The organism is Paenibacillus anaericanus (assembly GCF_003994475.1).
Taxonomy (GTDB): domain Bacteria; phylum Bacillota; class Bacilli; order Paenibacillales; family Paenibacillaceae; genus Fontibacillus; species Fontibacillus anaericanus.
This window is the reverse complement of record NZ_RZNY01000003.1, coordinates 353,294-377,453: the sequence shown is the minus strand read 5'-3', so window position 1 is coordinate 377,453 and position 24,160 is coordinate 353,294. Positions and strand designations below refer to the sequence as shown.

The window sequence follows — 24,160 nt, the reverse complement described above, 5'->3', positions numbered from 1 at the left end:
GTAATCTATGCTGCTAAAAGATTTATCAACTTACTTAATAGCTTCCCAAATACAGGGAGACGGTGAGACGAACTGCAATGGAATCGTAATTGATTCGCGTAAAGTTCAGCCGGGCGATTTGTTTCTTTGCCTGCCGGGACATACAGTTGATGGTCACGATTATGCACAGCGGGCTGCTGAGCAGGGTGCTTCCGCACTAGTAGTGGAGAGATGGCTGGAAGATGTATCGCTTCCTCAGCTTAAAGTGAAAGATAGCCGGCTAGCTATGGCGGTACTAGGCAATGTGTTCTTCCAAACACCAAGCTCTCAATTGAAGGTAATTGGAGTGACCGGAACCAATGGAAAGACGACAACTACTTATTTGATTGAACGCATTCTGCAGGAGCAGGGTAAAAATACGGGGTTGATCGGTACAATCGAGCGGAGATATAACGGACAAACTTTTCCTATGTCTGGAACGACACCAGAGTCGCTTGATTTACAGCGCTATTTACATGAGATGGTTCAGGCACAAACTCAGTATTGTGCTATGGAAGTATCTTCGCATGCGCTTGAACAAGGACGAGTAAAAGGAACAAATTTTCGTACCGCAGTATTTACAAACTTAACTCAAGATCATTTGGATTATCATAAGACGATGGATGAATATCGTGCTGTAAAAGGTCTGTTCTTTTCTCGCCTAGGCAACACTTATGCAGCGGACCCTGAATCGCGAAGCTATGCGGTATTAAATGTGGACGATGAAGCTTCCGCATATTATGCCAAACAGACAGCGGCAGAGATTTTTACTTATGGCGTGGATAATAAGGCGGATGTTTCCGCTTCGAACATTGCAGTAACCTCTAAAGGGACCTTTTTTCATGTGGATTCTCCTTACGGAAGTACGGATATTTCTCTTCGTATGGTTGGTAAGTTTAATGTATATAATGCACTGGCAGCTATTGCAGCAACCCTACTTGAGGGTATTGCACTTGAAGATATCAAGGCGAGTCTGGAATCCATTCCTGGTGTAGAAGGCCGGGTAGAAGCAGTAGAAGAAGGTCAGGATTTCGCAGTGATTGTTGATTATGCACACAGTCCTGATGGGTTGGAGAATGTACTAAAGACAGTGAATGAGTTTGCTAAAGGCCGCGTGATTTGTGTCTTTGGTTGTGGAGGGGATCGAGATCGTACGAAGCGGCCGATTATGGGGAGAATTGCTGCTCAGTATGCAGACCATGTCATTGTGACATCTGATAACCCCCGTACTGAAGATCCAGAGTTGATTCTAAAGGACATCAAGGTTGGACTGGAAGAAGCAAATGTAAGCTCAGAACAATATGAACTTATTATTGATCGGCGGGAAGCTATTCAAAAGGCTATTGAAATGGCAAGCCATGAAGATGTAGTATTGATTGCGGGGAAAGGTCATGAGACCTATCAATTGATCGGAACTGCGGTGCACGATTTTGATGATCGTGTCGTTGCAAAAGAAGCGATAAGGGGTTTGGCAAAGTGATAAATAGAAGCTTAGCGGAAATTGCCGCGTTGTGCGGCGGACATGTCGCAAATGTCGGCGATTCCGACATATTCATAAAGGGAGTCGCTACTGACTCCCGTAGTATTTCGGCCGGATGTCTGTTTGTCCCTATACGGGGAGAACGGTTTGACGGCCATGTCTTTGCCGGTGATACTTTAAAGGCTGGTGCTGGAGCATTACTGTGGTCAAAGAGCAATGGCCAACCGCCTGGGCCAGCAGTAGTTGTAGATGATACGCTCCAAGCATTACAACTTCTCGCGAAGAATTACCTACTCGAATGTAAAGCGAAAGTGATTGGAATTACAGGAAGCAATGGTAAGACGACGACTAAAGACCTCGTTTTCTCATTGTTAAGGGCAACCTACAAAGTGCATAAAACGAAGGGTAATTTTAACAATCATATTGGACTACCACTGACTATTCTGGCGATGCCGGAAGATACTGATATTGTAGTATTAGAAATGGGAATGAGTGGGCGCGGAGAGATTGAAATGCTGTCGATGCTTGCAGAACCAGAGACTGCTATTATAACGAATATTGGTGAGTCTCATCTTTTGCAGCTCGGTTCGAGATTAGAAATTGCTCGGGCCAAGCTGGAAATCTTAGCGGGACTAAAACCTGGTGGTCTCTTAGTCTATAATGGAGACGAACCTTTGATAACGAAGACGCTACAAGACCCTGCTACAATAAAACCAACGGAGTTCAATACGGCTACCTTTGGATTACAAGCAACCAATGATGATTATCCAAGTGGAATGATGTTTTTGGAGGGGAGCACCGTGTTTACTTCGAGCAAAGAGGGGGGCACGCCATTGCAACTCCCACTACTTGGAGAACATAATGTTGTAAACTGCTTGGCTGCCCTGACGGTGGCTAGGCATTATGGCGTTTCAGAGGAAGCGATCCGAGAAGGCCTACAGCATGTTGAACTTACAGGAATGAGAATTGAGATTGTCAGCGGGATCAGCGGAATTACGATTCTTAATGATGCATACAATGCTAGCCCTACCTCGATGAAAGCGGCAATCAGCGTGATGGAGAAGCTGAAAGGATATCGACGGAAGTTTCTGATTCTCGGTGATATGCTAGAGCTAGGAGAGTTGGAGCAGGATTATCATAAGGAAATAGGCAAGTTTCTAACGGTGGATAAGGTGGACCAATTATTCACTTACGGTCCTTTGGCAGGGTTTATAGCGGAAGCGGCTGCTGAAAATTTGGACACGAACAACATTCATGCATATACTGATAAAATCGAGCTTATTGATAAGTTGAAATCGATGTTACATCCGAAGGATGCCTTGCTTGTTAAGGCGTCACGAGGAATGAAACTGGAGGAAGTCGTTGATGCAGTCAAAGACTTTAATCTACAACAATAATACCGGCGAAAGGGGGTAATCCCATGGATTTTGGACTTATACTAATAACGATCGGCGTTTCATTTATTCTGGCGGTTATTGCGGCTCCACTTGTTATTCCGTTGCTACGAAGAATGAAATTTGGACAACAGATACGGGGCGAGGGACCGGAATCTCATCAGAAGAAGTCGGGAACGCCAACAATGGGTGGTATTATCATTATTTTGGCGTTTACTTTGGCTTTCTTGAAATTTTCTGTCGTTAATACAGACTTTTATATTTTGCTTGTGGCCACGCTTGGATTTGGGCTTGTTGGCTTCTTAGATGATTACATCAAGATCATATTCAAACGTTCCTTGGGACTAACGCCCAAGCAGAAATTGTTCGGACAGCTTCTTTTTGCCGGTATCATCGTTGCACTTCTAATTTCAGAAGGACATAGCACCGCAATCGGTATTCCGGGAACTGGGGTATCCTTTGATTGGGGCGGTTGGTTCTACTATCCTTTTATTGTACTAATGATGTTAGCAGTAACCAATGCGGTTAATTTCACCGATGGTCTAGATGGACTGTTGTCCGGTGTTAGTGCGATTGCATTTGGAGCATACGCAGTTATTGCTATGCAGGCTACATCGATCCCAGCAGCAGTCTCCGCTGCAGCGATGATTGGAGCAGTGCTAGGATTTCTTGTCTTTAATGCGCATCCTGCGAAAGTGTTTATGGGTGATACGGGCTCATTGGGTATCGGTGGTGCTATATCAGCGATAGCCATTATTACGAAGAGTGAACTCCTGTTTCTTGTGATCGGTGGTATCTTTGTAATCGAGATGTTGTCCGTGGTGATTCAAGTAGTTTCCTTTAAGACGCGAGGTAAGCGAGTATTTAAGATGAGTCCTATCCACCATCACTTTGAGCTATCAGGGTGGTCGGAATGGAGAGTTGTAGTTACTTTTTGGACCGTTGGTCTCATACTAGCGGTAGTTGGACTTTATTTGAACAAGGGGTTGTAGTGATGAATCATCCAGAAGAATACCGGGGGCAACAAGTAGTTGTCCTCGGTCTCGCTAAGAGTGGAGTGCAAGTCGCCAAAACCCTTCATCGGCATGGTGCGATCGTTACGGTAAATGATAGAAAAGAAAGACAACAATGTCCCGAAGCTTCTGAACTTGAGGCTTTGGGAATTTCTGTAGTTTGCGGAGGTCATCCGGAGGGACTAATTCATCCTGAAGTACAGCTTGTAGTCAAAAACCCAGGTATTCCTTATAGTGCGCCTCCTGTGGCTAAAGCATTGGAACTTGGCATCGAAATAGTGACAGAAGTTGAAGTGGCTTATCACTTGTGCCGTGCTCCAATCATTGGTATAACGGGTTCTAATGGGAAGACAACAACGACGACATGGGTCGGAAAGATATTTGAAGCTGCGGGACTTAACCCTATTGTAGCGGGGAACATCGGAACACCATTATGTGAAGCTGCCGAACATGCCGAGCCGCACAATTGGATGGTAGTTGAACTGAGCAGCTTTCAGTTAAAAGGGACTCAGGAATTCTCACCGAAGATCAGTTGCCTGCTGAATATTGCGGAGACACATCTTGATTATCACGGCACGTTGGAGGATTATATCTCCTCCAAAGCCAAGCTGTTTGCTTGTCAAAGTGAGAGTGACACAGCTGTGATCAACTGGGACGACCCTGTTTGTAGACAGTTGGTTCCCTATATTAAAGCTAGACTAATGCCTTTCTCTATGACAGAGGAATTACAGTCTGAAGGGGTATTTGTTCAACCTTCGTTTATACCTGATGTGGAAGATGGCCTGAAGCGTACTTTAGTCTATAGAAATGCACTGGGTCAACTACATACCATTGTAGAGGTGGATGAGATCGCTCTTCCTGGCCGTTTCAACCTTGAGAACGCTCTTGCCGCGATTGCAGTGTCGCTTGCCGCAGGGGCAGCCCCAGAGGCTCTAGCGGAGCCGTTGCGGAGTTTTCGCGGTGTAGAGCATCGACTGGAATATGTGGATGTTAAGGAAGGTGTAACTTACTATAATAATTCCAAAGCGACTAATTCCAAGGCAACAACGATGGCATTAGGCGCTATAAGCGCTCCTATTGTTCTTATTGCCGGAGGACTGGACCGGGGATCGGATTATATGGAGTTGCTGCCTGTGTTTAAAGACAGAGTTAAGGCTGTTGTAGCGATTGGCGAGACGAAGGAGAAAATCGGGCATGTCGCGACTCTTGCCGGATTAACCGACATTAAGCTTGTCGATACTAGAGATAACGCTGCCGAAAGTCTGCGCTCCGCAATAATAGAAGCTGCTAGATTGGCGAAGGCTGGAGATGTTGTATTGCTCTCTCCGGCGTGTGCTAGTTGGGATATGTTTGCTTCTTATGAAGAGCGTGGACGCATTTTTAAAGAGGTGGTGCATACCCTTTAAGTAGGGGGGTGGATAAGCCCCTACTTCCTGGTTAAGAGGTGGCTTCCACGATGGGAAAGAGCCGTACGGCACCGGATTTTTGGTTGTTGGCCAGCATTCTAGGACTGCTGGCCATTGGAATTGTAATGGTCTATAGCGCGGGTTCTGTACTCGCTTTTCACGATTATGGCGATTCCTTTTATTTTGTGAAGCGTCAGCTATTATTCGCTACACTTGGTTTGGTTGCTATGTTCTTCATGATGAACTTGGATTATCGAATCGTGCGAAAGTATGCTAAGATCATACTCATTATCTGTTTCGGCATGCTTATACTGGTGCTAATTCCAGGTGTCGGTGTTGTGCGTGGTGGTGCAAGAAGTTGGATTGGGATCAGTTCTTTTGGTATTCAACCATCTGAGTTCATGAAGCTTGGGATGATTTTGTTTCTCTCGTATTGGTTAGGAAAAGAGGATTATAGAATTACCTCTTTTAACAAGGGCCTGTTACCTCCGCTCGCTCTCATGGGGTCTGCATTCGGTTTGATCATGCTCCAACCGGATTTAGGGACAGGAACGGTCATGATGGGAGCGTCATTATTGATCGTTTTCACTGCCGGTGCAAAAATTAAGCATTTGGCGGGACTTGCATCGATAGGTGTCTTAGGATTCATAGGTTTGATTTTAGCCGCTCCATATCGACTTCAACGGATTACGGCGTTTCTTGATCCTTGGTCAGATCCACTAGGAGCAGGATATCAAATTATTCAATCGTTATACGCCATTGGGCCAGGGGGACTGGCAGGTTTAGGGCTTGGAATGAGTCGTCAAAAATACAGCTATGTACCTGAACCCCAGACTGACTTTATTTTTTCGATTTTAGCTGAAGAACTAGGATTTATTGGAGGCATGCTTGTCCTCTTATTATTTTTGATTTTGGTGTGGCGTGGTATGAGAGTTGCCATGACTATAGATGATACTTTTGGGAGTTTACTTGCCGTCGGAATCGTTGGAATGGTAGCTGTGCAGGTTGTTATTAATATCGGTGTTGTCATCGGTTTGATGCCTGTCACAGGGATTACTCTACCGCTGATCAGTTACGGTGGTTCATCGTTAACGCTAATGCTTACAGCATTTGGCATTCTATTAAATTTATCCCGTTATGCGAGGTGAGGACTATGCGCGTAGTACTAAGCGGCGGCGGAACGGGAGGACATATTTATCCCGCACTAGCTGTTGCCAGTCAATGTGCTGCTGAATATCCCGATGCTGAGTTTTTATATATCGGTGGGCAAAAAGGATTAGAGAGCACTTTGGTGCCTAAAGAAAATATTCCATTTGAAGCGATCGACATTTCCGGCTTCCGTAGGAAGCTGTCATTAGAAAATATTAAAACGGTTGTTAGGTTCCTCAGAGGCGTATCAACTTCCAAAAAGTTACTGCGTCAATTCAAGCCGGATGTGGTAATCGGTACAGGTGGATATGTATGTGGACCGGTTGTTTATGCAGCGGCGAAGCTTGGAATTCCGAGTATTATACACGAGCAGAATGCAGTTCCGGGGTTAACCAATCGTTTCTTAAGTAAATATGTATCTACGGTTGCCGTGAGCTTTGAGGACTCGAGTGCGTCTTTCTCTGGCGCAAAGAAAGTTATTTATACCGGAAATCCTCGGGCAACAACGGTTCATGAGGCAGATAAGAATAAAGGCTTTGCCTCTCTAGGCTTGCCCAATGGCAGTTCTGTAGTATTGGTGGTTGGCGGTAGCCGTGGAGCGAGGGCGATTAACGACGCTATGATTGCGATGGCTCCGTTTGTGAAGTCGATGGAGCATATTCGTTTTGTATATGTAACAGGTGACAATTATTATAAACCTACATTAGAGGCAATTACTTCTGAACTGGGACAATTGCCTGATAATCTACAGGTGCTACCCTATGTGCACAATATGCCGGAGGTACTGGCATGTACCTCGCTTATTGTAAATCGTGCCGGTGCGTCTTTTCTAGCTGAAATCAACTCGCTCGGAATTCCCTCGATTCTGATACCGTCACCGAATGTGACTAATAATCATCAGGAGAAAAATGCGAGAACACTGGAGAAGTCTGGTGCGGCCGAAGTTATTCTGGAACCAGCTTTATCAGGAAAGACCTTATTTGCTTCCATCGAGCGAACTATGAAGAACCCGTCGATGCATAGTTCTATGTCGGCTGCTTCAAAACGGCTAGGTAAGCCGGAATCGGCTCGTTTGATTGTTGAAGAGATAGGTAGGCTAATAAAATAATTCATGCATCGCTAGAACGTGAAGTGCGCAATGGGCGACTGTCACACTCTCCGTGAGGAGGGCATAAGATACTCTATAAATCGTGACAATCCATACGGGGATGAAGAAGAAGGTTCTGCTCCTTCACACCTCTCTCCGTGGACCCGGACGCCTGGCGGAATTTCAAGTATAACTGGAATTAAGAGGGTGCTATGCCAAAGAGATTTTCCCGGCACTTTAGTCAAGGAGGAATATTGCGATGCAGCAGTGGATATCGAAATTATCAGAGCAAGAAGTGGGGACTGTAATACCAAACGAGCCTATGTCTAAGTATACAACTTGGAAAATAGGTGGCCCCGCTGACGCTATGATCGTTCCCGAGAACAACCAACAGCTAGCGTGTCTTATTACTCAGCTCTATGAAGGGCAGATTCCTTGGTTGATCGTCGGAAAAGGCTCAAATATGCTTGTATCTGATAAGGGAGTCCGCGGAGCTGTGATAAGACTGAGTGGAGAATTGGAAGAAATTCGATTCTCCGATAACGAAGTCGTGGCTGGTGGTGGTGCTTCATTTGTCAGGTTAAGTATTATGGCGGGAAAACAAGGATTGACTGGTCTGGAGTATGCCGGAGGTATTCCTGGCACCGTCGGTGGTGCCGTATATATGAATGCTGGAGCTCATGGGTCCGATGTGTCACGTATATTCAAATCCGCTGAAATTGTTCTGGAGAACGGTGAATTGGCAACTTATACTGCGGAGGATATGGACTTTTCTTATCGTCATTCTATCCTGCACGAAAGGCGTTGCATTGTGACAAGGGCTTCATTCTCACTCGACAAAGGAGAGAGACTAGAGATTGGGGCAGCTATGGCAGCGTTCAAGGATAGACGTCGTAAGACGCAGCCTTTGAAGCAACCTTGCGCTGGAAGCGTCTTCCGTAATCCGCAAGGAGATCATGCAGCAAGACTGATCGAGGCGGCCGGTCTTAAAGGTCATAGAATCGGCGGAGCTGAAGTCTCCAATTTGCATGCTAATTTCATCGTCAATACTGGGCAAGCGACAGCAGAGGACGTTCTTACGCTCATGGAGCAAATCAAGGACACCATCGCTTCGAAGTTTCAAATTGCACTGGTGCCGGAGGTCTTCTTCGTGGGTGAACGGTAAACTCGGAGGTGATACATTGGACAAATTGGTGATTGAAGGTGGGAGACCCCTATCAGGATCCATTCGTATCCATGGAGCGAAAAATGCCGCACTGCCGATTCTAGCAGCCAGCTTGCTGTCCGAAGGCAATGTGGAGCTTAGAAATGTTCCACGTCTGCTGGATATTGAAGTTATGCTGGGCATACTGAGCCGCTTGGGCTGCAAAGCGTCACACAATGGCGATACGGTGATAATTGATGCGGGCTCCACCGATTCCTATCATGTGCCGGAAGATTTGATGAAACAAATGCGATCATCCATCTTTCTTATGGGACCTCTACTGGCCAAGTTCGGTGAGGTGTGCATCTACCAACCGGGTGGCTGTGCAATTGGAGAACGAAAGATTGATCTACATTTAAGAGGGTTACAGGCGTTAGGTGCGAGTGTTGAAGAGAGAAATGATCAAATCTGGTGTAGAGCTAGCAAACTGATAGGTAGCGACATTCATTTGGATTACCCAAGTGTAGGGGCCACTGAGAACATTATGATGGCAGCGGCACTAGCTGAAGGGAACACTGTAATTACCAATGCTGCTCGTGAACCAGAAATTCAGGACTTGCAAAACTTTTTGAATTCTATGGGTGCCAGCATCATGGGTGGAGGAACGGACACGATTACGATCCGGGGAGTTAAGCGATTATATTCTTGTCAATACGAAATCATTCCCGATCGAATTGTGGCCGGAACTGCGTTAATCGCAGCAGCTGCTACTAGAGGAACAGTCACGCTATCCCATTGTAATCCCTCGCATTTGATCTCGCTGCTTCATGTACTACGGCGCGTCGGTGTTCAAATCAGGGCATGTAATGATATAATAACTGTAAGTAGCGTTGGACGACCGAAGGCGGTAGAGGCTATTGTGACCTCACCCTATCCTTCTTTTCCTACCGATTTGCAATCTCAGGTCATGGTACTCCTGTCTCTGGCTGACGGATTTAGTCTGATGAAGGAGACAGTATTTGAAGGCAGATTCAAGCATGTGGACGAATTAGTTCGTATGGGTGCTGACATTTCTGTGGACTTGAATTCGGCGTTCATTCGCGGTGTGCCTAGGTTATACGGGGCAACGGTGGAAGCGACTGATCTGAGAGCAGGGGCTGCACTTGTTATTGCTGGATTGGCCGCACAGGGAAGAACGATTGTTGAACAGGTTCATCATATTGACCGCGGATATGACCGGATTGAATTGATGTTCCAATGTCTGGGTGGCATCGTGCATCGGGAAGTGCCCATATTGAAATAATTGGATTTAGCCTGATCAATGCCTTGATTGTCCCCTCCGAGTGAGGGGATAAAGGCTTTGTCATATATTTAAATGGTATCGGAGAAATGGTATGCCAAAAGCAAATGTTCCTATCCTAAAAGAGCCAAAACCCAAAAAGAAAAGTAGCAAGAAAATACTAGGGATACTCATCCTATTATTTCTTTCTTTGCTGTGCGTGCTTTTCTTCCGTTCTTCTCTGAGCAAGATTACGAAGATTAGTTTTGTAGGCAATTCGTATACAACGAATGCTGAGTTGCTTCAAGCTAGCCAATTGAAAGTCGGAACTGCGTTCTTCGGGGTCAGCGCTAACTCAATTCAGAGTAAATTACTTGAACTCCCTTCAATTCAAAATGTAGAGGTGGACAAGTCTTTTCCTGGGGCTATCGAAATAGTAGTACAAGAATATAGTCTTTCTGCCTATGAACTTACCTCAACTGGACAACTTAATGGGCTGCTAGCGAATGGAACAAAGATTGATTTGGGCAAGGGTTCCATCCCGATAGATAAACCGATTCTGACCGGATGGAAAGGGGATGATCCTAATTTGGCCAAGCTGTGCAGTGCACTTGCACAGATTCCAGATGAACTAATCTCTGATATATCGGAGATAACCCCATCACCTACATTGTCGTATCCCGATCGGATCAAAATGTATACGAAGTCACGTTTTGTGGTGATCTCAGCGGTTTCATTGTTACCTAGTAAAGCAGAATATATGAATATGATCTTGGAAGCACAAGATCCGGGTACACTCAAAATGTTAGATGCTGATTCATATGTGCCATTTAATCCCGCCGGAAGCGAGGATGAAGAAGAAAATGATACTACTAATCAGTGAAAAATAATGATAAAATACAATTTATGGACCCGTTTCTTTTCTCTCTCTTTTTTCTTTTGATTTTTGCGTGTAGGTTATAGGTAGGACAACACTTTCTAGTAATAGTTCTATCTACTCTAATGTAAATGTTGGAAGGTAAAAAATTTGTAGAAAAAAGAGGGAAAGGTTAAACGACGTTGAATATGTAGAGAGTACATTTTGCTTGATATTATATTTTTACTGAGAAATAGGAGGTGCCAGGGGCTTGAGCAACAATGACATCATTGTTAGTTTGGACATCGGTACATCCAAAGTTCGTGCTATTATTGGGGAAATTAGTAATGGAACCTTTAATATTATTGGGGTTGGATCTGCCGACTCGGAAGGTATTCGCAAAGGTGCGATTGTAGATATTGACCAAACCGTTCAGTCAATCCGCAGTGCTGTGGATCATGCAGAGCGTATGGTGGGTATTCAAATATCGGAAGTATATGTCGGCATTTCAGGAAATCATATTGGACTCCTAACGAGCCACGGAGTTGTAGCCGTACAGAACGAAGACCGCGAGATCGGGGAAGATGATATCGATCGGGTCTTAAAAGCAGCGGAAGTGATTGCGCTGCCACCAGAACGGGAAATTATAGACATCGTAGCTAAACAATATGTGGTAGATGGCCTTGAGGGGATTAAAGATCCTCGGGGTATGATTGGTGTACGTCTGGAAGTGGAAGCGACAATTATTACTGGAGCTAAGACAGCGATACATAATTTGCTCCGCTGTGTGGAGAAATCAGGACTTAAGGTTTCGGATCTAGTTCTTCTATCGCTTGGCGCAGGTCAACTTGCATTATCCAAGGACGAGAAGACAATGGGAGCTGCGTTAGTAGATATTGGCGCAGGTTCTACAACGATCGCAGTGTTTGAAAGCGGCACTATTGTAGCGACATCAACGCTTCCGATAGGAGGAGAATTTATAACGAATGACATTGCCTACGGACTCCGTACTTTAACCGAGCAAGCAGAGAAGGTCAAGCTTAAATATGGCTGTGCTTCAATGCAAGATGCGGCCGCGGATGTCACTTTCAAAGTGACGAGAATCGGAAGCAATGTGGACAAGGAATTTACACAGGAGGATCTCGCTGCGATAGCTGAACCTAGAGTTCAAGAAATATTCCAGTTGATCTCTCAAGAAATGAAGCGACTTGGTTATAATGAACTCCCTGGAGGTTATATCCTTACGGGAGGTACTGTTTCAATGCCAGGTTTGCTGAAGATTGCACAGCAAGAGTTAGACGCTTCTGTCCGGGTGGCTGTGCCTGATTATATTGGTGTACGTGATCCCGGATTTACGGGAGGCGTAGGAATATTGTACAAAATAATCAAAAATATCCGTGTCCGTAACGCTGCTCCGAAGAAGCCCGCGAATCGGAATAAGCCTGCTGGGACAAAAGAAACCGTCCGGAAATCAGGTGTTATGGAACGCCTTAAGAATATATTCAGTGAATTCATATAATGGTTCAAAGATGATGGACGAGCCATCCATGCATAACGAGGGGGAGATGGAAGCGTATGTTGGAATTTGATTTCGAAATGGAAAGTTTGGCTCAAATAAAAGTGATTGGTGTTGGTGGCGGTGGTAGTAATGCCGTAAACCGAATGATCGAGAACGGAGTGCAGGGAGTAGAGTTCATTACTGTGAACACGGATGCCCAAGCTTTACATTTGGCTAAATCCGAGCACAAACTGCAAATTGGTGATAAATTGACGCGTGGTCTGGGTGCAGGGGCTAACCCAGATGTAGGTAAGAAAGCCGCCGAAGAATCTCGCGATCTGATTGCCAGCACACTTAAAGGTGCGGATATGGTTTTTGTTACAGCGGGTATGGGTGGAGGAACAGGTACAGGTGCGGCTCCTGTCATCGCGGAGATTGCTCGCGAGTGCGGAGCACTTACCGTAGGTGTTGTTACACGTCCATTTACATTTGAAGGACGTAAGCGTTCTTCTCAAGCTGAGCTAGGGATTGAAGGATTAAAGGAAAAAGTTGATACTCTAATTGTTATTCCTAATGATCGGCTCTTAGAGATTGTCGACAAAAAGACACCGATGTTGGAAGCCTTCCGTGAAGCAGATAATGTGTTGAGACAAGCTGTTCAGGGTATTTCTGACCTGATTGCTGTACCAGGTCTAATCAATCTTGACTTTGCAGATGTAAAGACAATTATGACTGAACGCGGTTCTGCTCTAATGGGGATTGGTGTAGCATCCGGTGAGAATCGTGCTGCTGAAGCAGCTCGTAAAGCAATTATGAGCCCACTTCTTGAAACTTCTATTGAAGGTGCACGTGGAGTTATTATGAATATTACGGGTGGTTCTAATTTATCACTCTATGAAGTCAATGAGGCAGCAGAGATTGTAATTTCTGCATCTGATCCAGAAGTTAATATGATCTTTGGTGCTATTATTGATGATAGCTTGAAAGAAGAGATTAAAGTTACGGTCATTGCGACTGGCTTTGAGCAAAAGACTTCAGCACCGCTAAGTCGTAAGCCTATTGCTGGTGCATCAGAACCACAGGATAATCGTTCGGCGGCGCCTAGTCTTAGGCCATTTGGAAATGGTCCGACTAGTGGCGATCAGTTGGATATTCCGACGTTTCTCCGCAATCGTTCACGTAACGATAACGAATAATTACTATAATAATTCTCTCCCAAACAACCTTCTTTCCACGATTAGTGGACTGGAGGTTGTTTTGCATTCCTCGACAAAATTAGTGCAGTTCTTCATTCAATTTTAGACAGACTTTACATATAGATATATTTATACTGATAAGAGTCTCCCCGCCATATGTCCATTATTTATAGCCTGGTAAAAAGAAGCTTAATAGGGAGCAGGCAGGTGAATCATGTGATCGTTTATATCGATTTGATTTTCTTAATGAATCTACTTATCGATGCCATCCTGTTGGCTGCTACAGCCTGGATGAGGAAACAGAGAATGGTAATATGGCGAATCTCACTTTCGGCAATAGTTGGAGCATTATATGTGGTAATGATGTTTTTGCCGGAACTTTCCTTCCTATTTACCTTTCTGGTGAAGTTTCTATTCTCTGTTGTTATGCTGTGGATCGCATTTGGTTTTGGGAGTCTGCAAAACTATTTGCGAAATATGGGGGCATTTTACATCATTAATTTTGTAGCGGCCGGAGGGATTCTGGGCGTTCATTATTTGCTACAAAACTCAGGGCAAGTTTGGAGCGGAATATGGTATTCAGCTTCTGGCGGACTGGGGTTTTCATTAAAAATTGGTACCTTATTCACGTTTATCTTATTTTTTGTTGTATTGATTTGGTTTAAAGTCGTAATTGGTTCAAGGCGGAACGTAGAAAGGGTGGCTTCTTTCCTTGCGGAAGTTGAAGTCCGGATTGGTGAGACAAAGATAGGTTGTATGGGATTGATTGACACGGGTAACCAACTTCGAGACCCGCTCAGCCGTTTGCCAGTGATGATAATGGAAGCCTCACTCTGGCAAGAGTTTCTCCCAGATTCATGGAAGGGCAAGCTGAATGCAGAGCATGCGGACAACCTTATCATGGAATGGATGGAAGAGGACTCTTTTATATGGCGAGATCGGTTAAGATTGGTACCCTACCGTGGGATCAACAAAAGTACGCAGTTTATGATTGCTTTGAAACCGGATGAAGCCTCAGTGAATTTAGAAGGTCGAATTATCAAATCCACCCGGTTACTTGTTGGTTTAGACGGGGGGGCATTATCAACCGAGGGGGCGTATCAAGCCATTATCCATCCGGTGATGATTGAAGGAGTGGAGGGTGGAATAACTTCACCAACAGCTACTATGAATTTGGAGCGTGCTCCTGAATTAGAGCGGGGTTCTGATTTCATTTATGAAGCAGGATCGTAAAATGGGAGGAAAGAGAAGATGTATGTAAAATGGAAACTGTTGCTCCAGTTACAGTACTACCGGTTGTTATTTTTATTTGGGCTTAAAAGCGAAGAAATTTATTATATCGGTGGAAGCGAAGCGCTCCCCCCTCCATTGACTCGTGAAGAAGAGGAAGTTTTACTATTACGTCTTCCTTCCGGCGACTCAGCTATCCGGGCAATGCTGATCGAAAGAAATCTGCGTCTAGTGGTTTATATTGCTCGAAAATTTGAGAATACAGGTATTAATATTGAAGATTTGGTATCTATCGGGGCTATCGGGCTTATCAAAGCTGTGAATACGTTTGATCCAGAAAAGAAGATCAAACTTGCCACGTACGCATCCCGTTGTATAGAGAATGAGATTCTAATGTATTTACGGCGGAATAGTAAAATCCGTACCGAAGTTTCGTTTGATGAGCCGCTGAATATTGATTGGGACGGTAATGAATTACTTTTATCCGATGTACTTGGTACGGAGAACGATACGATCTATCGTAACATTGAGGAACAAGTTGATCGTAAATTACTACACAAAGCACTTGATAAGCTCAGTGAACGGGAACGGATGATTATGGAACTCAGATTCGGACTGGTAGATGGAGATGAGAAAACACAGAAAGATGTCGCAGATCTATTGGGTATTTCTCAATCTTATATCTCACGTTTAGAGAAAAGAATTATCAAACGCCTCCGCAAAGAATTTAATAAGATGGTCTAAATGAATTCCTCTTGTTTCGAATTCAGGAATAAAAAAGCAACCCCGGGAGATACTGATCATTAATGTTTCTCCTTGGGAGGTAAGACACGATGACCCGAAATAAAGTTGAGATTTGTGGCGTGGATACCGCCAAATTACCCGTTCTAAACAATACGGAAATGCGGGAATTGTTCCACTCCTTGCAACAGGACCACGTGAGATCAGCTAGAGAGAAGTTAGTGAATGGTAACCTCAGATTAGTGCTTAGCGTCATCCAGCGCTTCAATAATCGAGGGGAGTATGTGGACGACCTGTTTCAAGTTGGCTGCATCGGACTCATGAAAGCTATTGATAATTTCGACTTATCGCAGAATGTCAAATTTTCAACTTATGCAGTACCGATGATCATTGGAGAAATTCGACGCTATTTGCGTGATAATAACCCAATTAGGGTATCTCGTAGTTTGCGTGACATCGCCTATAAAGCGCTGCAGATGCGGGACAGCCTAACGAACCGAAATTCGCGAGAACCAACAGTTTCTGAAATCGCTGAAGCGCTAGGTATACCTAAAGAGGATGTTGTATTTGCTCTAGATGCGATTCAGGATCCTGTTTCCTTGTTTGAACCCATTTATCATGATGGTGGCGACCCGATCTACGTTATGGATCAGATTGGTGACGAGAGAAACAAAGATGTATCTTGGATTGAGGAAATAGCACTTCGTGAAGCGATGCAGCGACTTAATCGCCGCGAGAAAATGATTCTTTCGATGCGCTTCTTTGAAGGTAAGACGCAGATGGAGGTTGCCGATGAGATCGGTATCTCCCAAGCCCAAGTCTCTCGACTTGAGAAATCCGCCATTGTACAAATGCAGAAACATGTAAAGTCGTAAATATGAAAAGGCAAAGGTCCCTGCGGGGGCCTTTTTCTTAAGGGTAAATAAGTGTTGTGTTTGCCCCGACATTTCTTTTTTGGAGACACGATACATATAGTATATAGGCAATATGATTAGCAGGATGGGGGCGCGTCAATATGGATAGCGTGGTGAGAGTAGTATGAAAATTTCTGATTTTCAAACGAAAGACGTCATCAATGTTGTCGATGGGAAACGACTAGGACAAATTAGTGATTTGGAGTTAGATCTCAGACAAGGTCTGATTGAGGCTATTGTTGTACCGGTAAACACTAAATTCATGGGGCTGTTTGGGGGAGGGAGTGATCTCATTATCCCATGGAAGAATATTGTTAAGATTGGTGCGGATGTGGTCTTAGTTAAAATGGATGAGGTAAGAGAATCACGCGTTGGCCAGCAGCAATATGAGAATACCGTGTATATTGACAGGGATGGACGGGCGGAACGAGCAGAACGAACAGAACGTCGAAATTAAGCGTTATCGCATATGTTGTGGTAAACTGGGAACAGGTTACAAGTTTTGGATGAGTATCTGTATGGAGGAGATGGATGATGGAACCGTTTATATGGAACCCTAGACAAGAACAACCCGAGCGGTTCGATCTCAACTCTTGGAATTCCATGTTGCCTGGCCTAAGCGTAGGTTTTACGGGACGAAGTGGTGGGATTGGTCGTTCACCTTATGACAGTTTGAATTTAGCATATCATGTCGGGGATGACCCAGTGATGGTTAAGGAGAACAGACGAAAGCTTGTTGAAGAACTGGGCTTTTCATCGAATTCTTGGGTATGTGGAGAACAAGTTCATGGTGTCAGGGTAGCTATTGTCAAGGATAGTGATCGTGGTAAGGGCTACTCAGATCGGAGTAGTGCTTTTCAGGATACAGACGCTTTAGTAACGAATGTACCGGATGTTCTGTTGACTTCATTTTACGCTGATTGCGTTCCGCTCTATTTTCTAGATCCGGTTCATCATGTCGTTGGGCTGGCGCATGCTGGGTGGAAAGGAACGGTAGGGCGAATAGCTGAAGCTGTAATAGAGACTATGGAAACTGAATATGACAGTTGTAGAAGTGACATTATGACTGCCATCGGTCCTTCTATCGGTCAATGTTGTTATGAGGTGGATGAAGTTGTAATGTCCAAGGTCGGGGAGGCAATACCGTTAACTGAAGGTGCTACAAGCAATCCTAATTTGATTACAGCTTCCCGAAATAACGACCGAACGATGTTGAACTTGAAAGAATTGAATCGAATTATTATGATAGAAGCAGGAATATTGCCGACTCATATCGAATGTACATCATGGTGTACAAGCTGTCATCCAGATAAGTTCTTCTCATATCGTGAACAGAATGGGATAACAGGGAGGATGGCGAGCTGGATTGGCATGAAAGTGAGGTGATCCTTCTTTGTCGCTTAAAGAACGGATAGAGCATATTAGACAGCGCGTCAAAGAAGCATGTGAACGGAGTGGGCGCAGCGAGGAAGAGGTAAACATTGTTGCTGTGACCAAGTATGTGTCCTTAGATACAACGCGATCCGTTTTGGATGAAGGGATCTTACACATCGGAGAGAACCGTCCACAGAATGCAGTCCCGAAATGGGAGGCACTTGGCGGCAGAGGAACATGGCATTATATAGGCCATTTGCAAAGTAACAAAGTCAAAGATGTCATTGGAAGAGTTCAATATATTCATTCGCTTGATCGACTCTCTCTGGCGAAAGAACTGGAGAAGAGAGCGGCGGCTACAGGAACTAAGGTTCTGGCGTTTCTTCAAGTTAATGTATCAGGTGAATCTTCCAAACAAGGGATACAACCCCATGAAGCAGCAGCCTTCCTTAAAGAGACAGCGGAATTATCCCATGTAAAGATTATTGGACTTATGACTATGGCTCCAATTGTAGATGACCCGGAGTTAACAAGGCCAGTTTTTCGAGCCTTACGGGAACTTCGGGATGACCTAAATACTCAGGCTTTGACTAAGGAACCATTGAAGGAACTATCAATGGGAATGTCTGATGATTTTGAAGTGGCGATTGAAGAGGGGGCGACCTGGGTGCGCCTCGGGACTCTTTTAGTGGGGAAAGGGGAAGAGACGTAATGGGAGTAATGAATAAGTTTATGAACTTTCTGGGTCTACAGGAAGAAGAAGAAATTGTGGAGCGCGAGAAATTTTCCGGTCAGGAAGAGTTAGATTTTGAAACCCCGAGCTTTGAATCCCGTAAGAATCAGAGAGGAAACAATGTGGTAAGTATTCATTCGCAGAAAAATGTTAAAGTGATTCTGAATGAACCACGTTCCTATGATGAAGCACAGGAAATCGCTGACCACTTACGATCCCACCGAACCGTTGTTGTAAATTTACAGCGGGTGCGAAATGATCAAGCTATGCGTATAATCGATTTTTTAAGTGGTACGATATATGCATTAAGCGGAAGTATTTCGAAAATTGGTGGAAATATCTTTCTCTGTACGCCAGATACAGTAGAAATCCAAGGAGCCATCACAGAGATACTGACAGAGGATCCAGATTACAACAGAATGAGGTGAAGACATCTTGGCATTTACTATTATTAGTTTGGTTAATTTGCTGTACAATATTTATTTCTATATGATTTTAGCGTATATTTTAATGTCTTGGCTTCCTAATGCTCGTGAGAGCTTTATTGGCGAATTACTTGGCAAACTAGTAGAACCATATTTAGCACCGTTCCGGCGTTTTATTCCACCTATTATGGGGACGATTGACATTTCTCCTATCGTGGCACTTTATGTACTTCGTTTAGCCCGGTACGGTCTGGTGAGTCTGATCCTTTATTTCGTATGAATTTTGATATATATGAGCATTTTCGTCCGGAAGAACGTCCATTTGCTGATAAGGCATGGGAATGGGTTAGGAATGCCGGGGAATATCACGAGGTTAAGCGGAGTGATTTCCTCGATCCGCGGCAAAGTTACATTTTGGAAACGTTGGCGAATCGCCATTTGGATGTAGTATTTCGCTTAGATGGTGGGTATGAAGGTGCTGAGAGACGGCGTGCTTTGATTGCCCCGGATTATCGGGATATCGCTAGCGAACCAATGGGCATGAAAGTACTTAGCATAACTTCAGGGGATCAGAAGTTTATTTCCCTTCAGCATGGAGATTATTTGGGCGCTATCCTCGGCTTAGGGCTCAAACGGGACAAAATCGGTGATATTCATGTTCGAGAGGACGGATGCCATGTTGTCGTGGCGGAAGAGATTACATCGTTTTTGCATTTGAACCTGCATCAAGTACATCGAATCGGTGTCATGACCGATATATTAGAACTTGAAGCACTGAGAACGACAGAGTCTACGCTCCAGCCGCTGGATTTAACGGTGGCTTCTTTACGTTTGGATGGGATTGTAAGTGATGTATTTCGTTTGAGCCGGAGTAAAGTGCTAGTTCCGATTAAGGCAGGACGGTGCAGAGTGAACTGGAAGACGGAGGAAGATCCTTCTAAATCTCTGAAGGCTGGCGATGTCGTGGCACTACAAGGTTTCGGCAGATTCAAAGTCATTGAGATAGACGGAATAACCAAAAAAGGAAGACATCGTGTCAGCATCGGTAAATTTGTGTGAAAGTTTGGCAGGAATTCGCGGATTCCTGTCGAATTTAACTACAAAATATGTACCGAAGACATCATACTCTTCCCTAAGGGATGTTTCGAAATCTATAGGAGGTGCGGGTCAATGCCATTAACGCCGCTGGATATACATAATAAGGAGTTTTCTAGACGTATTCGCGGATACGACGAAGATGAAGTTAACGAATTTCTTGATCAAATAATCAAAGATTATGAGATCGTAATTCGGGAGAATAAGGAATTTCAAAACCAGTTGATGTCCATGCAAGATAAGTTGAATCATTTCTCTAACATTGAGGAAACACTCAGTAAGACGATTATCGTGGCCCAGGAGGCCGCGGATGAAGTACGGAATAATGCGAAGAAGGAAGCTCAGTTGATCGTGAAGGAAGCGGAGAAGAATGCTGACCGGATCGTGAATGAATCGCTCTCCAAGTCGCGTAAAGTCTCGATAGAAATGGAAGAGCTTAAGAAACAGGCGTCTATTTATCGGGCCCGCTTCCGGACTTTAATCGAAGCTCAATTAGATTTGCTAAGCCATGATGGCTGGGAGTCGCTTGAAGAACGTGATCGGGATCGTGAAAGAGACCGTGAACGTGATCGTGTTCATGATACCGATCAGAATCGTGAAGTAAGAGAAATTTACTAGATCTCTCTCATGGTTGACATGATATGCATAATAAGTTATAACTAATACCAGATTAAATATACGTATATGTATTTGATGATGGGAACCAGTACGTTGCGATTTTGTTCCGCAGAGAGTTGGCATGATGCTGAAAGCCAATGTTCAAGGCGCAGACGGAATATCCTCCCGGAGAAACAAAGCTGAATTTCCTTTGGAAAGCGTAAGTTTTGTCGGCTGCCGGCCGTTATACCGGCCCCATATGAAGCGTATGGGATCAGAGTGTCATATTACTCTGCCTATCTATAAGAGAGGTCAGAGATGATATGAAACAAGGGTGGTAACGCGAGCTAAAGTCTCGTCCCTTTTGGGATGAGGCTTTTTTTGTTGTTTTTTGATTATTTAAATTTTTAAAATGGAAGGAAGTTGGTTGAAATGAAAAAAGTCGATGTTAAAGAACCTGTAAGACAACGCGATATGCGTATACTTGAGAAATGGAACACGGAGAATACGTTTAAACGTAGCATTGAAAATCGTGTGGGTCGCCCTAATTATGTTTTTTATGAGGGACCTCCGACTGCAAATGGTGCTCCGCATATCGGACACGTACTGGGACGGGTAATCAAGGACTTTATCGGTCGCTATCAAACGATGAATGGCTACAGAGTCGTCCGTAAAGCGGGCTGGGATACACATGGATTGCCAGTTGAACTGGGTGTAGAGAAGCAACTTGGGATTTCGGGTAAGCATGAAATTGAGACTTACGGTGTAGAGAAATTTATTGAGAAGTGTAAGGCTAGTGTATTTGAATATGAGAAGCAATGGCGAGAGCTGACTGAAGCCATCGGTTATTGGACAGATCTGGATGATCCATACATCACGATGAAGAATAGCTATGTTGAGACTGTGTGGCACTTGTTATCAACGATTCATGGCAAGGGTTTACTCTACCGCGGACATCGAGTTAGTCCTTACTGTCCAAGTTGTGAGACGACACTTAGCTCTCATGAGGTTGCTCAGGGCTATGAGGATGTTAAGGATCTAAGTGCAACAGCTAAATTCAAGCTTCACGATAGCGGGGACTATGTGTTAGCTTGGACAACTACACCTTGGACCCTTCCAGGACATTGTGCTTTGGCAGTTAATCCCGCGCTAACCTATGTTCGGGTGAAGCAGGAAGATGGCATCTATATTGTCGCTGAGAATCTAGCCCAGAGTGTGCTTAAGGGCGATTATGAGGTGCTATCGCAGCTTAAAGGATCCGAACTAGTAGGGAAAACTTATACAGCTCCATTTGATTACATCAAGCCTGAGAATGGACTTGTGATTGTGGCTGCTGATTTTGTAACGGATTCAAGCGGTACGGGTATTGTTCATATAGCACCAGCTCATGGTGAGGATGACTATAAGACTTGCCGCGAAAACGGAATTGAATTTATGAATGTTGTTAATCTTCAAGGGCGCTACGAGGATATCGTGAGTGATCTAGCTGGTAAATTCGTTAAAGATTGTGATATAGATATCGTAAAAATGCTGGCTGACCGTGGACTACTGTACAGCAAAGAGAAATACGAGCATAGTTATCCGTTCTGCTGGCGTTGTAAAACTCCACTGCTATATTATGCAACTGAGAGTTGGTTTATTAAGACAACAGCCGTGAAGGATCAATTAATTGCTAACAATAATTCAGTTGACTGGTATCCTGGACATATTCGTGAAGGTCGCTTTGGTAAATTCCTTGAGGATCTAGTGGATTGGAACATCAGCCGTAACCGCTATTGGGGTACACCGCTTAATGTCTGGGTTTGCGATAAGACGGGGAAAGAATATGCTCCAAGCAGCATTGCTGATCTGCGCGAACGTGCGATTGGGAATGTGCCGGAAGATATTGAACTTCACAAGCCATATGTTGATGCTATCAAGCTGAAATCACCATTCTGCGAAGACGGAGTGATGACGCGGACACCTGAAGTGATTGATGTATGGTTCGACAGCGGCTCCATGCCTTTTGCTCAACATCATTATCCTTTTGAGAACGAAGCGGCATTCGAGGATCAGTATCCGGCGGATATGATCTGTGAAGGGATTGATCAGACGCGTGGCTGGTTCTACAGCTTGCTGGCTGTATCCACACTGTATAATGGTAAAGCGCCTTACAAGGCAGTTATTTCTACGGGGCATATCTTGGATGAAAGTGGACAAAAAATGTCCAAATCCAAAGGTAATGTTATCAGTCCGTGGGAGATCATTAACGAATTTGGTACAGATGCATTCCGTTGGGCTTTGTTAGCGGACAGCGCACCATGGAACAGTAAACGTTTCTCCAAAGGTATTGTAGCTGAGGCTAAATCTAAAGTTGTGGACACGCTTGTAAATACCCATGCTTTCCTAACTTTGTATGCATCGATTGATGGATACAAACCTGAAGAGCATGCTTATCAACCGTCTGATAGTAAGCTAGATCGCTGGATTCTATCTCGCTTGAATAGCCTAATTCAAAACGTAAATAAAGGCCTTGAAGTGAATGATTTCCTCAATGCGGCTAAAGCGATCGAAGGTTTCATTGATGAGTTAAGTAATTGGTATATCCGTCGGTCACGTGACCGTTTCTGGGGTAGTGGTCTTGGTGAGGATAAATTGTCCGCCTATGGGACACTAACTTCGGTGTTACTGACATTGTCCAAGCTGATGGCTCCATATACACCACTGCTGTCTGAGGAGATCTATACGAACCTAAGTAATGGAGAAAGTGTGCATTTTGAAGATTATCCTAAAGCGGATGAATCGCTGATTGATCTAGAACTTGAAAGAGATATGGAAAGTGCGCGTCAAATTGTTGAGCTTGCCCGTAACGTTCGTAACGAAATTGGGATCAAGACTCGTCAACCATTATCAAGTCTAGTTGTATCCATGAATCGTGATTTCGCCGTGGCTGAATATGAAGAGATCATCAAGGATGAGATCAACGTCAAAGCTATTGATATCGAGACTAGCGACAGTGGATTTGTAGATTTCACACTGAAGTTAAACCTTAAAGTAGCTGGTAAAAAATACGGTAAGAATGTCGGCTTTTTACAAGGTTACATGAAGGGACTCTCAGCTGAGGAAACCGCTCAAATAGTTGAAAATGGACAGTTTACTGTGACTTCACCTGAAGGTGAAGAGTTGGTTGTTACGAGTGAAGAACTTTTGATCGAGAAACAAGCTAAACCAGGATTCGCATCGGCTTCAGGTTATGGTATTACTGTTGCACTTAACAGCGATATTACACCAGAACTAGAACAAGAAGGCTGGGTTCGTGAGGTTGTTCGTGCGGTTCAGGATACACGTAAAAAACTGGATTTACCAATCGAAAAGAGAGTACGTCTGTGCTTGGATGTAGACGATGAGCTAAAAGAAGCTATTACTGCTTTTGAAAATGTTCTGCGTGATAACGTTCTGGTTACGGATTTAGTCTTTGGCAAATGTGAAGGCGCTGGAGAGATAATCGACCTGGGTTCGAAGAAAATCGGTGTTTACATCGAAGCTTAAATT

At 44.3% G+C, this 24,160-nt stretch carries 22 protein-coding genes and 1 other annotated feature; all 22 genes read left to right on the top strand.

Features of this window, described 5'->3' with window-relative positions:
• The first annotated feature begins 7 nt into the window (after positions 1–7).
• The 22 genes from EJP82_RS06055 (at position 8) to ileS (ending at position 24,157) form a co-directional block, all read left to right on the top strand.
• Entirely contained in the window at positions 8–1,498 is a 1,491-nt protein-coding gene (locus EJP82_RS06055) for a UDP-N-acetylmuramoyl-L-alanyl-D-glutamate--2,6-diaminopimelate ligase (protein WP_127191129.1), read from the top strand.
• The gene (locus EJP82_RS06050) at positions 1,495–2,895 is read left to right on the top strand and encodes a UDP-N-acetylmuramoyl-tripeptide--D-alanyl-D-alanine ligase (protein WP_246053990.1); all 1,401 of its coding nucleotides are present in this window, start codon (positions 1,495–1,497) and stop codon (positions 2,893–2,895) included. The genes EJP82_RS06055 and EJP82_RS06050 overlap by 4 nt, the downstream gene beginning before the upstream one ends.
• A 23-nt stretch (positions 2,896–2,918) precedes the next feature.
• A complete protein-coding gene (gene mraY, locus EJP82_RS06045) occupies positions 2,919–3,884 on the top strand; it encodes a phospho-N-acetylmuramoyl-pentapeptide-transferase (RefSeq protein WP_127191128.1) in 966 nt (321 codons plus the stop codon).
• Between the two features lie 2 nt (positions 3,885–3,886).
• On the top strand, positions 3,887–5,311 hold the full coding sequence (gene murD / locus EJP82_RS06040) for a UDP-N-acetylmuramoyl-L-alanine--D-glutamate ligase (protein ID WP_127191127.1): 1,425 nt from the start codon (positions 3,887–3,889) through the stop codon (positions 5,309–5,311).
• Positions 5,312–5,361: 50 nt separating this feature from the next.
• Entirely contained in the window at positions 5,362–6,459 is a 1,098-nt protein-coding gene (gene spoVE / locus EJP82_RS06035; RefSeq protein WP_127191126.1) for a stage V sporulation protein E, read from the top strand.
• Positions 6,460–6,464: 5 nt separating this feature from the next.
• Positions 6,465–7,568, top strand: a complete 1,104-nt coding sequence (gene murG, locus EJP82_RS06030; RefSeq protein ID WP_127191125.1) for an undecaprenyldiphospho-muramoylpentapeptide beta-N-acetylglucosaminyltransferase — start codon at positions 6,465–6,467, stop codon at positions 7,566–7,568.
• A gap of 238 nt (positions 7,569–7,806) precedes the next feature.
• Complete coding sequence (gene murB, locus EJP82_RS06025) at positions 7,807–8,712, top strand: UDP-N-acetylmuramate dehydrogenase (protein WP_127191124.1); 906 nt, start codon at positions 7,807–7,809, stop codon at positions 8,710–8,712.
• Between the two features lie 16 nt (positions 8,713–8,728).
• Complete coding sequence (gene murA, locus EJP82_RS06020; RefSeq protein WP_127191123.1) at positions 8,729–9,994, top strand: UDP-N-acetylglucosamine 1-carboxyvinyltransferase; 1,266 nt, start codon at positions 8,729–8,731, stop codon at positions 9,992–9,994.
• A 91-nt stretch (positions 9,995–10,085) separates the two neighbouring features.
• On the top strand, positions 10,086–10,853 hold the full coding sequence (locus EJP82_RS06015) for a cell division protein FtsQ/DivIB (RefSeq protein ID WP_127191122.1): 768 nt from the start codon (positions 10,086–10,088) through the stop codon (positions 10,851–10,853).
• 244 nt (positions 10,854–11,097) lie between these two features.
• The gene (gene ftsA / locus EJP82_RS06010) at positions 11,098–12,345 is read left to right on the top strand and encodes a cell division protein FtsA (protein WP_127191121.1); all 1,248 of its coding nucleotides are present in this window, start codon (positions 11,098–11,100) and stop codon (positions 12,343–12,345) included.
• Between the two features lie 56 nt (positions 12,346–12,401).
• On the top strand, positions 12,402–13,520 hold the full coding sequence (gene ftsZ / locus EJP82_RS06005; RefSeq protein ID WP_127191120.1) for a cell division protein FtsZ: 1,119 nt from the start codon (positions 12,402–12,404) through the stop codon (positions 13,518–13,520).
• Positions 13,521–13,736: 216 nt separating this feature from the next.
• Positions 13,737–14,753: a sigma-E processing peptidase SpoIIGA gene (gene spoIIGA, locus EJP82_RS06000; RefSeq protein ID WP_127191183.1), complete on the top strand. Its 1,017-nt coding sequence runs from the start codon at positions 13,737–13,739 to the stop codon at positions 14,751–14,753.
• A gap of 18 nt (positions 14,754–14,771) precedes the next feature.
• Positions 14,772–15,494 carry an RNA polymerase sporulation sigma factor SigE gene (gene sigE / locus EJP82_RS05995; RefSeq protein WP_127191119.1) on the top strand — a complete coding sequence of 241 codons (723 nt, stop codon included), beginning with the start codon at positions 14,772–14,774 and terminating at the stop codon, positions 15,492–15,494.
• A gap of 89 nt (positions 15,495–15,583) precedes the next feature.
• Entirely contained in the window at positions 15,584–16,366 is a 783-nt protein-coding gene (gene sigG, locus EJP82_RS05990; RefSeq protein ID WP_127191118.1) for an RNA polymerase sporulation sigma factor SigG, read from the top strand.
• Between the two features lie 163 nt (positions 16,367–16,529).
• On the top strand, positions 16,530–16,862 hold the full coding sequence (locus EJP82_RS05985; protein WP_127191117.1) for a YlmC/YmxH family sporulation protein: 333 nt from the start codon (positions 16,530–16,532) through the stop codon (positions 16,860–16,862).
• A 77-nt stretch (positions 16,863–16,939) separates the two neighbouring features.
• Positions 16,940–17,791, top strand: coding sequence for a peptidoglycan editing factor PgeF (gene pgeF, locus EJP82_RS05980; RefSeq protein WP_127191182.1), 852 nt, complete (start codon positions 16,940–16,942; stop codon positions 17,789–17,791).
• A gap of 7 nt (positions 17,792–17,798) precedes the next feature.
• Positions 17,799–18,491 (top strand): YggS family pyridoxal phosphate-dependent enzyme, encoded by a 693-nt coding sequence (locus tag EJP82_RS05975; RefSeq protein WP_127191116.1) that lies wholly within the window; start codon positions 17,799–17,801, stop codon positions 18,489–18,491.
• The gene (locus EJP82_RS05970) at positions 18,491–18,940 is read left to right on the top strand and encodes a cell division protein SepF (RefSeq protein ID WP_127191115.1); all 450 of its coding nucleotides are present in this window, start codon (positions 18,491–18,493) and stop codon (positions 18,938–18,940) included. Before EJP82_RS05975 ends, EJP82_RS05970 begins: the two co-directional genes overlap by 1 nt.
• 7 nt (positions 18,941–18,947) lie before the next feature.
• Positions 18,948–19,217, top strand: coding sequence for a YggT family protein (locus EJP82_RS05965; protein ID WP_127191114.1), 270 nt, complete (start codon positions 18,948–18,950; stop codon positions 19,215–19,217).
• Complete coding sequence (locus tag EJP82_RS05960; RefSeq protein ID WP_127191113.1) at positions 19,214–19,996, top strand: YlmH family RNA-binding protein; 783 nt, start codon at positions 19,214–19,216, stop codon at positions 19,994–19,996. Before EJP82_RS05965 ends, EJP82_RS05960 begins: the two co-directional genes overlap by 4 nt.
• Before the next feature lie 111 nt (positions 19,997–20,107).
• Entirely contained in the window at positions 20,108–20,650 is a 543-nt protein-coding gene (locus EJP82_RS05955) for a DivIVA domain-containing protein (RefSeq protein WP_127191112.1), read from the top strand.
• A 66-nt stretch (positions 20,651–20,716) separates the two neighbouring features.
• Positions 20,717–20,995 (top strand) — a binding site (T-box leader).
• Between the two features lie 66 nt (positions 20,996–21,061).
• Positions 21,062–24,157, top strand: a complete 3,096-nt coding sequence (gene ileS / locus EJP82_RS05950) for an isoleucine--tRNA ligase (RefSeq protein ID WP_127191111.1) — start codon at positions 21,062–21,064, stop codon at positions 24,155–24,157.
• The last annotated feature ends 3 nt before the right edge of the window (positions 24,158–24,160 follow it).

What these genes read in the sequence shown, in the direction of transcription:
- murD (WP_127191127.1), top strand. Translation starts at nt 3,887, where the DNA reads ATGAATCATCCAGAAGAATACCGGGGGCAACAAGTAGTTGTCCTCGGT.
- ftsZ (WP_127191120.1), top strand. Translation starts at nt 12,402, where the DNA reads ATGTTGGAATTTGATTTCGAAATGGAAAGTTTGGCTCAAATAAAAGTG.
- murG (WP_127191125.1), top strand. Translation starts at nt 6,465, where the DNA reads ATGCGCGTAGTACTAAGCGGCGGCGGAACGGGAGGACATATTTATCCC.
- EJP82_RS06055 (WP_127191129.1), top strand. Translation starts at nt 8, where the DNA reads ATGCTGCTAAAAGATTTATCAACTTACTTAATAGCTTCCCAAATACAG.
- murB (WP_127191124.1), top strand. Translation starts at nt 7,807, where the DNA reads ATGCAGCAGTGGATATCGAAATTATCAGAGCAAGAAGTGGGGACTGTA.
- ileS (WP_127191111.1), top strand. Translation starts at nt 21,062, where the DNA reads ATGAAAAAAGTCGATGTTAAAGAACCTGTAAGACAACGCGATATGCGT.
- sigG (WP_127191118.1), top strand. Translation starts at nt 15,584, where the DNA reads ATGACCCGAAATAAAGTTGAGATTTGTGGCGTGGATACCGCCAAATTA.
- sigE (WP_127191119.1), top strand. Translation starts at nt 14,772, where the DNA reads ATGTATGTAAAATGGAAACTGTTGCTCCAGTTACAGTACTACCGGTTG.
- spoVE (WP_127191126.1), top strand. Translation starts at nt 5,362, where the DNA reads ATGGGAAAGAGCCGTACGGCACCGGATTTTTGGTTGTTGGCCAGCATT.
- EJP82_RS05970 (WP_127191115.1), top strand. Translation starts at nt 18,491, where the DNA reads ATGGGAGTAATGAATAAGTTTATGAACTTTCTGGGTCTACAGGAAGAA.
- EJP82_RS05955 (WP_127191112.1), top strand. Translation starts at nt 20,108, where the DNA reads ATGCCATTAACGCCGCTGGATATACATAATAAGGAGTTTTCTAGACGT.
- EJP82_RS05960 (WP_127191113.1), top strand. Translation starts at nt 19,214, where the DNA reads ATGAATTTTGATATATATGAGCATTTTCGTCCGGAAGAACGTCCATTT.
- pgeF (WP_127191182.1), top strand. Translation starts at nt 16,940, where the DNA reads ATGGAACCGTTTATATGGAACCCTAGACAAGAACAACCCGAGCGGTTC.
- mraY (WP_127191128.1), top strand. Translation starts at nt 2,919, where the DNA reads ATGGATTTTGGACTTATACTAATAACGATCGGCGTTTCATTTATTCTG.
- EJP82_RS06015 (WP_127191122.1), top strand. Translation starts at nt 10,086, where the DNA reads ATGCCAAAAGCAAATGTTCCTATCCTAAAAGAGCCAAAACCCAAAAAG.
- EJP82_RS05985 (WP_127191117.1), top strand. Translation starts at nt 16,530, where the DNA reads ATGAAAATTTCTGATTTTCAAACGAAAGACGTCATCAATGTTGTCGAT.